This window comes from Rothia nasimurium, from assembly GCF_928382285.1.
GTDB lineage: Bacteria > Actinomycetota > Actinomycetes > Actinomycetales > Micrococcaceae > Rothia > Rothia nasimurium_E.
Genome location: NZ_CAKMSS010000001.1, coordinates 313373 through 325153, shown reverse-complemented (window position 1 = coordinate 325153; position 11781 = coordinate 313373). Strand labels below are relative to the sequence as shown.

Below are 11781 nucleotides of genomic sequence, written 5' to 3'. Positions count from 1 at the left end.
AGCCTGAGCATGAACTATAGGCATGACGCCCGCCTCTACGCCCTCGCACGCACGTTGCACCCTACAGACAAGGACCCCTCCCACCCGAAGGTGAAAGGGGCCCTTGCCAGCTGTGGCTAATTCAAAGAATTAGTTGCCGGTCAGCTTCTTGCGCAACTCAGCCAGTGCCTCATCGGAAGCCAGGGTGCCGGTTTCGGCAGGCTTCTCGGATGAGTATGAGGTGGGTGCAGCTTCAGCGGGAGCGGACGCGGGGGCAGCAGCTGCTGCTTCTGCGTCGGCTTCGAGAGCCTTAGCAACCTGTACCTTGTGAGCTTCCCAGCGAGCCTGGGCGTCAGCGTACTGCTGCTCCCATGCTGCACGCTGGGTTTCGAAGCCTTCGAGCCATTCGTTGGTCTCGGGGTCGAAGCCCTCGGGGTACTTGTAGTTGCCTTCTTCGTCGTACTCTGCAGCCATGCCGTAGAGAGCGGGGTCGAACTCGGTGGACTCGGGGTCTACACCTTCGTTGGCCTGCTTCAGTGACAGGGAGATGCGGCGACGGTCGAGGTCGATGTCGATAACCTTGACGAACAGTTCGTCACCGACGGAGACAACCTGCTCTGCCAGGTCCACGTGGCGAACGGCGAGTTCGGAGATGTGGACGAGGCCTTCGATGCCGTCTTCAACGCGAACGAATGCGCCGAAGGGTACGAGCTTGGTGACCTTACCGGGTACAACCTGACCCAGTGCGTGGGTGCGAGCGAATGCCTGCCAGGGATCTTCCTGGGTAGCCTTCAGTGACAGTGAGACGCGCTCACGGTCGTGATCAACTTCGAGGACCTCAACGGTGACTTCGTCGCCAACTTCGACAACCTCTGAGGGGTGGTCGATGTGCTTCCAGGAGAGCTCGGATACGTGGACGAGACCGTCAACGCCGCCGAGGTCAACGAAGGCACCGAAGTTAACGATGGAGGAGACAACGCCGGTACGAACCTGGCCCTTTTCGAGCTGGTTGAGGAAGGTTGAGCGGACCTCTGACTGGGTCTGCTCGAGCCATGCACGGCGTGACAGAACAACGTTGTTGCGGTTCTTGTCGAGCTCGATGATCTTGGCTTCGATTTCCTGGCCGATGTAGGGTGCCAGGTCGCGGACGCGACGCATTTCGACGAGTGAAGCGGGGAGGAAGCCACGCAGGCCGATGTCGAGGATAAGACCACCCTTGACGACCTCGATGACGGTACCGGTAACGACGCCGTCTTCTTCCTTGACCTTCTCGATGTCGCCCCAGGCGCGCTCGTACTGTGCGCGCTTCTTGGAGAGAATCAGGCGGCCTTCCTTGTCTTCCTTGGTGAGGACAAGAGCTTCAACGGTGTCACCAACAGAAACAACTTCGTCGGGATCTACGTCGTGCTTGATGGAAAGTTCACGTGAGGGGATGACGCCTTCGGTCTTGTAGCCGATGTCGAGCAGTACCTCGTCGTGGTCAACCTTGACAACTTCGCCTGAAACGAGATCGCCGTCGTTGAAGTACTTGATGGTTGCGTCGACTGCTGCGAGGAATTCTTCTTCGTTGCCGATGTCGTTGATTGCAACCTGGGGAACGTTGGTGCTCATAGAGAGTAGGGCTCCAATATGGATAGTTTTCTAGGTCAATACAGGCAAGGCCTTACTGGGTCCCGCGGTGTAGCTTGTGGCTGTGGGCGGGGTAAGGTCCGCATGGTTCTCTGTATTGAGCGTTGATACGGACAATATGGTGTGCGGGTGCCGTGCGGACGCCGAGGCGGGCACTGTACACGCACAGATTCAAGTCTAGGGCGCGTGCGGGTGCCGGTCAATGGTTTAGTGGGCGTTTTCACCGCGTGTTCACGGGAAAGTGGGGTGATGTTGGTCTTACCCCGCGCCCGGGTGTGTTGTACCGGCGTCCGCGCACCTTATGCCCGCCCTGCTAGTGCCCTGCCTCGTGCCAGGAGCGACCCCAGCCGACCTGGACGTCCAGGGGGACGCGAAGGGAGGCTGCCCCACTCATTTCTTCAACCAGGATTGCCTCGGCGAGCTTTTCTTCACCTGCGGCAACTTCGAGGATCAATTCGTCGTGTACCTGCAGGAGCATGCGGCTGGCGAGGTTTTCGCGGCGAAGGCGCTCGTCGATGTTGATCATGGCGATTTTGATGATGTCGGCGGCCGTGCCCTGAATGGGTGAGTTGAGGGCTGCGCGTTCGGCGGCTTCACGGCGCTGACGGTTGGATGAGGCCAGGTCGGGCAGGGCGCGGCGGCGGCCAAACATGGTCTCGGTGTAGCCGGTCTTGTGGGCCTCGCGCACGATGGAGCGCAGGAACCTGCCGACCTTACCGAAGCGCTGGAAGTAGTTGGTGCGCAGGCTGGTAGCTTCGTCCACGCTGATACCCAGCTGCTTAGAGAGCCCAAAGGGCGAGAGGCCGTAGGCCAGTCCGTAGCTCATGGCCTTGACCTTGGAACGCATCTCGGGGGTTACGTCTTCGGGTGCAACACCGAATACTTCTGAGCCAACGAAGCGGTGCAGGTCCTCCCCCGCCTGATAGGCAGCAATGAGGTCTTCATCGTCCGACAGGTGCACCATGATGCGCATTTCAATCTGGGAGTAGTCGGCGGTGAGCAGGGTGGTGTAGTCGGTGCCGTCGACCGGCTCGGGGGCCACGACGAAGGCATCGCGAATCTTGCGCCCTTCTTCGGTTCGGATCGGGATGTTCTGCAGGTTGGGGTCGGTGGATGAGAGTCGCCCTGTGGCAGCCACATTCTGCTGGTAGGTGGTGTGAATGCGGCCGTCCGCTGCGGTTGCCTTACCCAGCCCTTCAACGGTCTGCTTGAGCTTGGTGTAGTCGCGGTAGGTTTGCAGTTCGCCTAGGAAGGAGGCCCCTTGACTGTCGGGGTCCACCTGGCCCAGGATTCCCTGCAGGGAATCGGCGTCGGTAGAGTAGCCGCTCTTGAGTTTGCGGGTGGTGGGCAGGCCTAGTTCGTCAAAGAGGACGCCCTGCAGCTGCTTGGGCGAGGACAGGTTGACCTCGTGCCCCAGAATTTCGTAGGCCGCTTCGGTGGCGCGAGTGACGTGCTCACCGTAGTAGCTCTTGAGGTCTGAGATAGCGCTGGCGTCGATAGCGACACCGGCAATTTCCATGCGGGCCAGGGCGGACGCGGCCGGCAGTTCGATTTCTTCGTAGAGACCGAGCTGGTTTTTGGCAACCAGGTCAAGGTGCAGGGCGTAGGCCAGTTCTTGGACGTATCGGGCAAGGAGCGCCTGGCGGGCGGTATCGACAGCCGGCTCCAGGGAGAAGAGTTCGCCCTGCTCCTCTTGTTCGGGGGCAGCAGGGTAGGTCTGACCCAGGTAATCGCGGGTCAGGTCTTCAAGCATTTCGCGGGGGCCGCGGCGGCGGGCGGCGGGAATAAAGCCACAGACGTAGGAGGAGAGTACCGGGTCTTCGATAACGCCCGCTAGGGGCAGGTCGTAGGCGTCTAGCGACTTAAAGTTCTGCTTAACATCGAAGGTGATTTTGGGGGCGGACGCGTCCCCCAGCCAGTCGCGCAGAGCCGTGCGGACGCCGTCCGCCTGCTTCTCAACATCAAGGTAGGCTGCGCGGGCACCGGCAACCAGCATGAGGCCGTACAGGGCCTGGCCGTGGGCCAGCCCCTTTTCACCGGCCTGCTCATCAACCACAGGCCAGAGGGTGATGGCCTGCGCCAGGCGTTCAGGTACTTCGGCCGACCGTTCAACCGCCGCGAGCGCTTCGGGGGCAGCCGCCAGGAAGGCGGTGAGGTCGTCCGCGCTGGTGATGGTCTCAACCGTTTCAATATCAATCTCAACCGCAGGTGTAGCTTGCTGCATGCCCTCAAAGAGCTCAGCGACGCGCTTGCGGATGGAGTTGAACTCTAGGTAGTCAAAGAGCTCTTCAAGCTCCTCAGCGTTAGGGCCGTAGCCCTCAGCATCATCGAGGGTGACCGGCAGGTCAAGGTCGTCCACCAGGCGGTTGAGGCGGCGGTTGCGCAGCACATCATCGATATGCTCGCGCAGGGCCTCGCCCTTCTTACCCTTGATCTTCTCGGCGTTGTCCAGCACGCCCTTGAGATCGCCGTATTCGTTAATCCACTTGGCGGCAAAGCCAGGGCCCACGCCGGGCACGCCCGGCAGGTTGTCTGCCTGCTCGCCGGTGAGGGCAGCAAGGTCGGGGTAAAGGTGAGGTGCAACCTTATACTTCTGCTCGACGGCAGCCGGGGTCATGTAGCGAATGCCCTTGGTAGGGCCGGTCGTGACCGGGTACAGCACAGTAACGGTATCGGTCACCAGCTGGAAGGCATCGCGGTCACCCGACACAATCTGCACCTCAAAGCCAGCCTCCCGCCCCTGACGGGTGTAGGTAGCGACAATATCGTCAGCCTCATAGCGCGGCAGGGTCACCGAAGGAATGTTCAGGGCCGCCAGGGCCTTCTGAATCAGCTCAATCTGACCAAAGAACTCCTGTGGGGTTTCATTACGCCCACCCTTATACTCACCGTATTCCTCGGTGCGGAAGGTTCCGCCGGAGAGGTCAAAGGCCACAATAATGTGGCTGGGCTGCTCATTTTTAATCAGAGAAATCAGGGTTGAGAGGAAGCCATGAACCGCGTTGGTATGCTGGCCCTCAGCATTCACAAAGACATCCACCGGGGTGCCGTAGAAAGAACGGAAAGCCAGGGAATGCCCGTCAATGAGCATGAGCTTACCGGGTGCAGGTGCAGAAGTTTCAGGTCTAGTCATCACGCCTACCATCCTACCGCCTGCCCCTGCCCTACGATTGAAGGCAGACAATCTCCCCCTATTTTCTAAGGAGCACCCATGACCGAGACCCGGGAGCAGGACGCCCGCTACCAGCAGATACTTGAACGGCTAGGGGCAGGGGCCCTGGCGCAGAAGCTGGGCATCACGATTCTGGAAGCCTCCCCCGAACTGACCGTCGCCACTATGCCGGTGGAGGGCAACACCCAGCCGGTGGGCCTGCTTCACGGGGGCGCCTCTGCCGCCCTGGCAGAAACCCTGGGGTCTATCTCTGCCTTTCTTTCGGTGGCCGAGCAGAAGAAGGCTGCTGTGGGCGTTGATTTGAACATCACCCACCTGCGCTCGGTTCGCTCCGGCACCGTCACCGCGACCTGCCGGGCGGTCAAGCTGGGCCGCACCGTCTGCGTCCACGCCATTGATATCAGCGACGAAGCTGGCAAGCTCATTGCTACCGCCCGCATTACCAACAACATCATCGACCTGTCCTAGCAATCTCCCCCTAGCCCCGGCGTCCGCCCCTTAACTCAGGGCGCCCCTGGCGGCGTCCTGATAAACTGACACAGTCCGTGCAAACGCACACAAGACCACACAACACCAAGGAACCCCATGAAGAAGATTCCTCTGCTCGTGTGGATTATCGTCGCAATCCTCGGCGGTATCCTCATCGGTGCCTTCACCCCCGGCCTTATCTCCGGCATCAACGACGCCCTGGGAACAGCCGTTCCCACCGACTTCGTCGTCCAGCTCTTTGTCTCCTTCTCCACCGTCTTTAGCGCCTTCCTGAGCTTCGCGATTCCGCTGATTATCATCGGCTTTATCGTGCCCGGTATCGGCTCACTGGCCAAGGGCGCAGGCAAACTGCTCGGCACCACCGTTGGCTTGGCCTATACCTCCTCCATTGCAGCGGGCTTCCTTGCCGTGACCGTGGCCCACTTCATTTACCCCATCATCCTCAAGGGCCAGCAGCTCACTGCCTTCGAGAACCCTGAAGAAGCCCTCTCTGCCGGCTACCTGGAATTCACTCTTGACCCCATCATGTCGGTCATGAGCGCCCTAATTCTGGCCTTCATCATGGGTCTGGGCATCACCGCCCTGAACAGCAAGAACATGCTGAACCTCTTCCAGGACTTCCAGACCATCATCGAAAAGCTCCTGGGCTACGTCATTATCCCCCTGCTGCCCGTCCACATCGTGGGTGTCTTTGCCAACATGACCATGGCCGGCCAGGTCGGCCAGATTCTTGCGGTCTTCGGCAAGGTCTTCATCATGGTCATCTTGCTGCACTGGGTCATGCTGGCTATCCAGTACACCGTCGCCGGTGCTGCCACTAAACGCAACCCCATCACCATGCTGCGCGGCATGCTGCCCGCCTACTTCACCGCTATCGGCACCCAGTCATCGGCCGCCACCATCCCCGTGACCGTAGCCTCAGCTAAGAACGTGGGTATCAAGGGCAAGATTGTGGACTTCGCTATCCCCCTGTGCGCCACCATCCATCTCTCAGGCTCAATGATCACCATTACCTCCTGCGCGGTAGCCGTGGTGTACATGACCAGCGGCTCCCTGAGCTTCACCGCCATGATTCCCGTGGTACTGGTTCTGGGCCTGATGATGGTTGCCGCCCCCGGCGTCCCCGGTGGTGCAGTCATGACCGCTATCGGCCTGCTCCAGTCCATGCTGGGCTTCGACGAATCCATGATTGCCCTGATGATTGCCCTCTACCTGGCTCAGGACTCCTTCGGCACCGCCACCAACGTCACCGGTGACGCCGCTATCGCATCCCTCACCGAGCGTCTTGCTAAGGCCTTCGGCGCGGACGAGGACGACCTGCCCGAGGCCGACGAGCGCGACGGCAGCCTGGCAGCAGCCCACTAACCTCCAGTTCACGAAAGGCCCACCATGACCGCACGCCGCAAACTCATCGGCAATGTCTTCCTGGTACTGACCCTCATTTTCACTGTGACGGCCCTGAGCCAGGGCGGCCTCTGGTGGGCCGCTGTGACTATCAGCGCCGCCATTACCCTCTGGGGAATCGGAACTAAGAGCGACCACAAGGACGCCCTCTAGCACCACGAAAGAAGGGGCGGACGCCTACCCCACCGGCAGGCGTCCGCCCCCTTCTTTTGATACAGCAAAGCCCGCTCCAGCAATACGCTGGGGCGGGCTTTGTTACAGGCTGGGGGTGCTACCCTACTGAACCTGCTTGACGATGGTTTCGGCGACCTCGCGCATGGAGAGGCGGCGGTCCATGGAGGTCTTCTGAATCCAGCGGAAGGCCTCAGGCTCACTGAGCCCCATCTTGGTCATCAGCAGTGACTTAGCGCGGTCGACCAGCTTGCGGGTCTCAAACTGCTCCTTGATGCTGGTGACTTCGTCTTGGAGAGCCCGAATCTGCTCGTAGCGGCTGATGGCCACCTCGATAGCAGGGATGAGATCGTTGGGGGTGAAGGGCTTGACCACGTAGGCCATGGCACCTGCCTCAGTGGCGCGGTCCACCAGCTCTTTCTGGCTAAAGGCGGTGAGCAGGACGACCGGGGCCAGCTGCTGCTCGCTAATCTGACCCGCTGCTTCGATGCCGTCCATGATAGGCATGTTGACGTCCATGAGGACCAGGTCGGGACGGTGTTCTTCGGCCAGTTCTACAGCCTTTTTACCGTTGTCGGTTTCGGCAATGACGTTAAAGCCCTGGTCTTTGAGGATTTCGACGATGTCGAGGCGAATCAGCGCCTCGTCTTCAGCGACGACGACGGTGCGTGCGGGCTGCTGATCGTGGTTCTCGGGCTCCTGGGTGGTCTGCTCTGACATACCCTGCTCCTTAGGTCAATTCAGCGTTTGGTTGAGGTTCGCTATCTATTTTCGCACGCGCACAACCTTGTGGGCGTGCATGCAACGGGTGACGGTGCGTACCCTCTTCGATTCCTATCTTAGTCGGGGGCGGGTTCTTTCTTCCAGGGTGAGGGCCGATTGGCTTTTAGCGGGCAGAAACGTGTATTGTAGAAGAGCTTTCGCACTTGCCCAAGTGGCGGAATTGGCAGACGCGCCGCACTCAAAATGCGGTTCTTCGGAGTGTGGGTTCGAGTCCCACCTTGGGCACAAAACAAGCCCCCGACCTGGTCAAACATTCCAGGGCGGGGGCTTTTCGTTGTCCTCTCAAAAATGGGGTGAACCTCTTTTTGAACCCCATTGATTTTTAGGCCAGCTCGCGCCGCTCATCAAGCGAAATAATCTTTACAAAAAACCCGCCCACTCCATAGGGGCGGGCGGGCTGGTGAGGAGACAAGACCGAAGCTAGGCTTTGATCTTGTGGTTCCTACGGCGGTTCGATTCAAAACCAAATCTCCGGTCCTGAATCACCATTAACCAGTCTACACCTGCCAGTCAGGTTAAAGTTCATTTTTCAATCATAATAGGTAGCTATGACCCCTACATGACGAAGAACTTTCCCGCAGGCGACCGGGGGCGGCGGGCGTCCTAACGCTCTGCTACCGCCTTAAGGCGGGCTAAGCCGCGCTCAAAGTCCGCGCCGATACGCTTCTGCATATTAAAGACCTTGAACATCACCTTCATCATCAGGTTCTGCTCACCACTCATCGACCACGAGACCGCGGTGCCCTCGCCAACCTGCTGTAGCTTAATGTGGCTGCGGTTCTTAGCTGCCCAGGGCTTGATGAATTCGATATCAACCTCAACCAGGTCGTCCTGCACGGTGGCCACGGTCATGCGGCCCTCACCGGCCTTCTTGTTGCCGGCCCAGGCCATCTTTGCGCCGATGCCGCGTTCGGCACCGGAGTAGGTCTGCTGCATAGCGGGGTCAAGCTCCTGCCAGGGCGACCAGTTTTCCCAGGCGTGTAGGTCCTCAATCAGGGCGCGAACCTGATCAACGGGGGCATCAATAACGGTGGAGCGAGTGAGTAAAGTATTTGTCATGTCAACCATTTTACCTAGACGAAGGCCCCGCCACTTCATCGTAATGAAGCGGCGGGGCCTTCATATCAGCTCCTAAGAGCGGGCTAACCCTTAGTCGGTGTAGGGGCCGACCTGCTCGCGGGCCTCGGGGAGCACAGCACCGGCGTCATCAAGGTCACCAACGCGGTGAACCTTGACGGTATTGGTGGAGCCTGCAACACCGGGAGGTGAACCGGCAGCCATGACGATCATGTCGTTAGCCTGAGCCAGGCCGTTAGCCAGCATGTAGCGGTCGACCACGGCGGTCATCTCGTCGGTGTCCTTAGCGGTGGGTGAAACTGCTGCCTCAACACCCCACAGCAGGGAGAGGAAGGCGCGGACGGAGGGCTCGGGGGTCAGGGCAAGCACAGGCTTGGCCGGACGCAGACGGGCAAGACGGCGGGCTGTGTCACCGGACTGGGTGAAGGTGGCGATGTACTTAACATCCAGCTGGTCAGCGATGTTGACCGCTGCGCGGGTGATAGCGCCACCGCGAGTCTTGGGTGAGGTGCCCAGCTCGGGAACGCGGAAGAGGCCGCGCTCTTCGGTGGACTTGATGATGCGAGCCATGGTCTGGATGGTGATGATGGGGTACTTACCCACCGAGGTTTCACCGGAGAGCATGACGGCGTCGGCACCGTCGAGGATAGCGTTCGCGCAGTCGGAGGCCTCTGCACGGGTGGGGGTGGGGTTCTGAATCATGGTTTCCAGCACCTGGGTTGCCACGATAACGGGCTTTGCCCAGCGGCGGGCCAGCTCAATGGCGCGCTTCTGCACCAGGGGAACCTCTTCGAGGGGGAACTCCACGCCCAGGTCGCCACGGGCAACCATGATGCCGTCGAACCTGTCGACAATATCCTGCAGGTTTTCAACTGCCTGGGGCTTTTCAATCTTGGCGATGACGGCGATCTTACGGCCTTCTTCTTCCATGATTTCGTGAACGCGCTGGATGTCGTCGCCGGAACGGACGAAGGAGAGAGCGATGATGTCCACGCCCAGGTTCAGGGCGAAGCGCAGGTCGCGCTCGTCCTTCTCGGTGAGGGCGGGGATGGAAACAGCAACGCCGGGCAGGTTGATGCCCTTGTTGTTAGAGATGGGACCACCAACGATGACGCGGGTGGTCACGGTGGTCTCGTCAACCTCGATAGCTTCGAGGCGGATCTTGCCATCGTCAATCAGCAGGGTGTCGCCGGGCTTGACATCACCGGGCAGGCCCTTGAAGGTGGTGCCGCAGATTTCCTTGGTGCCCTCAACATCTTCGATGGTGATCTTGAAGGTGTCACCGGGTTCGAGAACCTCAGCGCCGTTCTTGAAAGTTTCGAGGCGAATCTTGGGGCCCTGAAGGTCGGCGAGAATCGCGACGTTGTGACCAAGCTTTTCGGCCTGCTCGCGGATGGTTGCGTATGAGTTGGTGTGAACCTCGTGGTCACCGTGGCTCATGTTCAGGCGGGCGACGTTCATGCCCGCTTCGATAGCCGCTGCAATTTTCTCGGGTGCAGAAATTGCGGGGCCAATAGTACAAACAATCTTTGCGCGTCTCATCAATCAACCTTAGGTTTGTAGGGGTCTGAGAACCTTTGGTGTGGTTTCTGTCGGTAGCGGATTGACCACCGCCAACAACCAACATATTCACAGATAGTCAGCATGAAACCAACATGTCCACACCTCATTATACGTTGTTTCGTGAGGTTTTGGTGGAGGCATTGGGCACTTTCTATGTAAATATTCGACACAAACCCCACCAAAACACACACAAACAGTCACAAACAAACAAAATCCGTCATCTAAGCTTGTCAGCTTTGAGAGCGCCCACCCCGGGCGCGTATCCTGAATTCAGAACACAACATAAGCAGCCCACCCGCAAACCGACGAAAGAGTGCCCATGCCTACCCCGAACGTCCTCATCCTCTTCGGCTCCACCTACGGTCACACCGAACGCTACGCCCACTGGATCGCAGAAGACCTGCGTGCTCACGCGTCCGCGCCCCAGGTAACCCTCTCCCCCGTCGCCGAAGCCACCGACGAAATGATTGAAGCAGCCGACGTACTCATCGTCGGCGCCAGCTACCTGGGCGGCTTCCTCACCGGCGCCCCCACCCTGCGCAAGCGCCGCGAAGCCATGCTCACCGTGCCCAACCGCGTCTTCTACACCGTCTCCTTCAACGGCACCGAGGTTTACCCCCGCTCCTACCTCGACGATCGCGTCATGAAGAGCTACAAGGCAGACGTTGCCGGCGACCGCCCCGCCTTCCACTTCCGCGGGGGCCTCAAGATGGACGAAATGTCCAAGCTACACAAGACCGCGCTCACCGGCGTCAAGACCGCCTACAAGCTCAAGCCCAAGCAAAACGAGTACGACAAGCAGCTCATCGAAGCCTTCGAAAACGGCGGCGCCGACCACACCAACCGCGAATGGACCAAGCCCCTGGTCGCCGAGGTTGAGACCTACCTGACCGACATCGCAGCCTCATAGTCATGAAAACTCTCCTCATTACCTACGGGAGCCAGTACGGCTATACCGAGCAGTACGCCCGCTGGGCTGAGCAGCAGCTTGAAGGGCAGTACGCCGTGCAATTACTTCCCCTGGATGCACTGACCGAACGAGCCGTGGCAGATGCAGACGTGCTCGTGGCAGGCCTGAGCGACTACGGCGGCTTTCTCACCGGCGCCCAGGAGCTGAAAAAGTACGAGCAGGAGCTACGGTCCAAGCCCTACGCCCTCTTTACCGTCTCCTTTAGCGGACTAGCGGGAGCAAGCCAGCAAAAGCTCGATGCCCTGCTAGCCAAGAACCTGGGTGAGAGCCTGGTTCAGGACGCCCTGGGCACCTACCACCTGCGCGGCGGCCTCGACCACACCCGGCTTTCTTTCAAGCACAAAACCGTGATGGTGGGCATCCGCTCAGCTATCGCAGCCCTGCCCAAGAAAACTGAAGCTAACCAGCAGATGCTCGACAGTTTCACCCGCAAAACCGTTGACTACTCCAGTCAAGAGCAGGTTGAACCGCTGGTCGAGGCAGTAGCCGCCCTAGCCTAAGGAAAGACCAAGGCACCCACAGAAAAACCGGCCCCGCCCCAGAG

At 59.7% G+C, this 11781-nt stretch carries 10 protein-coding genes and 1 tRNA gene; 6 read left to right on the top strand and 5 right to left on the bottom strand.

The features are described 5' to 3' along the window. Nucleotides 1-129: 129 nt before the first annotated feature. Both rpsA and polA read right to left on the bottom strand, forming a co-directional pair. The gene (gene rpsA / locus L6758_RS01385) at nucleotides 130-1590 is read right to left on the bottom strand and encodes a 30S ribosomal protein S1 (RefSeq protein WP_237185579.1); all 1461 of its coding nucleotides are present in this window, start codon (nucleotides 1588-1590) and stop codon (nucleotides 130-132) included. A 331-nt stretch (nucleotides 1591-1921) separates the two neighbouring features. Continuing rightward, a complete protein-coding gene (gene polA / locus L6758_RS01380) occupies nucleotides 1922-4741 on the bottom strand; it encodes a DNA polymerase I (protein WP_237218596.1) in 2820 nt (939 codons plus the stop codon). Nucleotides 4742-4819: 78 nt separating this feature from the next. On the opposite strand from polA, the gene L6758_RS01375 reads away from it, so the two are divergent. The 3 genes from L6758_RS01375 (at nucleotide 4820) to L6758_RS01365 (ending at nucleotide 6826) form a co-directional block, all read left to right on the top strand. Beyond that, nucleotides 4820-5248, top strand: coding sequence for a PaaI family thioesterase (locus L6758_RS01375; protein ID WP_237204873.1), 429 nt, complete (start codon nucleotides 4820-4822; stop codon nucleotides 5246-5248). 117 nt (nucleotides 5249-5365) lie between these two features. Beyond that, nucleotides 5366-6634 carry a dicarboxylate/amino acid:cation symporter gene (locus tag L6758_RS01370; RefSeq protein ID WP_237204872.1) on the top strand — a complete coding sequence of 423 codons (1269 nt, stop codon included), beginning with the start codon at nucleotides 5366-5368 and terminating at the stop codon, nucleotides 6632-6634. A 24-nt stretch (nucleotides 6635-6658) separates the two neighbouring features. Then, the gene (locus L6758_RS01365) at nucleotides 6659-6826 is read left to right on the top strand and encodes a hypothetical protein (RefSeq protein ID WP_237204871.1); all 168 of its coding nucleotides are present in this window, start codon (nucleotides 6659-6661) and stop codon (nucleotides 6824-6826) included. A 123-nt stretch (nucleotides 6827-6949) separates the two neighbouring features. Here L6758_RS01365 and L6758_RS01360 read toward each other — a convergent pair whose 3' ends face one another. Next, nucleotides 6950-7564, bottom strand: coding sequence for an ANTAR domain-containing response regulator (locus L6758_RS01360; RefSeq protein ID WP_135012073.1), 615 nt, complete (start codon nucleotides 7562-7564; stop codon nucleotides 6950-6952). Between the two features lie 208 nt (nucleotides 7565-7772). Between L6758_RS01360 and L6758_RS01355 the strand changes: the two genes are divergently transcribed. Next, nucleotides 7773-7852 (top strand) — tRNA-Leu (locus L6758_RS01355). Between the two features lie 378 nt (nucleotides 7853-8230). Here L6758_RS01355 and L6758_RS01350 read toward each other — a convergent pair. Beyond that, complete coding sequence (locus tag L6758_RS01350) at nucleotides 8231-8686, bottom strand: SRPBCC family protein (RefSeq protein WP_237204870.1); 456 nt, start codon at nucleotides 8684-8686, stop codon at nucleotides 8231-8233. Between the two features lie 90 nt (nucleotides 8687-8776). After that, entirely contained in the window at nucleotides 8777-10246 is a 1470-nt protein-coding gene (gene pyk / locus L6758_RS01345; RefSeq protein ID WP_237204869.1) for a pyruvate kinase, read from the bottom strand. Between the two features lie 340 nt (nucleotides 10247-10586). On the opposite strand from pyk, the gene L6758_RS01340 reads away from it, so the two are divergent. Beyond that, complete coding sequence (locus L6758_RS01340) at nucleotides 10587-11177, top strand: flavodoxin domain-containing protein (RefSeq protein ID WP_237204868.1); 591 nt, start codon at nucleotides 10587-10589, stop codon at nucleotides 11175-11177. Nucleotides 11178-11179: 2 nt separating this feature from the next. Then, nucleotides 11180-11737: a flavodoxin domain-containing protein gene (locus L6758_RS01335; protein WP_237204867.1), complete on the top strand. Its 558-nt coding sequence runs from the start codon at nucleotides 11180-11182 to the stop codon at nucleotides 11735-11737. Nucleotides 11738-11781: the final 44 nt, after the last annotated feature.

Bases quoted from the DNA above. Each gene is read 5' to 3' on its own strand.
- L6758_RS01370 (WP_237204872.1), top strand. From the start codon at position 5,366: ATGAAGAAGATTCCTCTGCTCGTGTGGATTATCGTCGCAATCCTCGGC.
- L6758_RS01360 (WP_135012073.1), bottom strand. From the start codon at position 7,564: ATGTCAGAGCAGACCACCCAGGAGCCCGAGAACCACGATCAGCAGCCC.
- L6758_RS01365 (WP_237204871.1), top strand. From the start codon at position 6,659: ATGACCGCACGCCGCAAACTCATCGGCAATGTCTTCCTGGTACTGACC.
- rpsA (WP_237185579.1), bottom strand. From the start codon at position 1,590: ATGAGCACCAACGTTCCCCAGGTTGCAATCAACGACATCGGCAACGAA.
- L6758_RS01335 (WP_237204867.1), top strand. From the start codon at position 11,180: ATGAAAACTCTCCTCATTACCTACGGGAGCCAGTACGGCTATACCGAG.
- polA (WP_237218596.1), bottom strand. From the start codon at position 4,741: ATGACTAGACCTGAAACTTCTGCACCTGCACCCGGTAAGCTCATGCTC.
- L6758_RS01375 (WP_237204873.1), top strand. From the start codon at position 4,820: ATGACCGAGACCCGGGAGCAGGACGCCCGCTACCAGCAGATACTTGAA.
- L6758_RS01350 (WP_237204870.1), bottom strand. From the start codon at position 8,686: ATGACAAATACTTTACTCACTCGCTCCACCGTTATTGATGCCCCCGTT.
- pyk (WP_237204869.1), bottom strand. From the start codon at position 10,246: ATGAGACGCGCAAAGATTGTTTGTACTATTGGCCCCGCAATTTCTGCA.
- L6758_RS01340 (WP_237204868.1), top strand. From the start codon at position 10,587: ATGCCTACCCCGAACGTCCTCATCCTCTTCGGCTCCACCTACGGTCAC.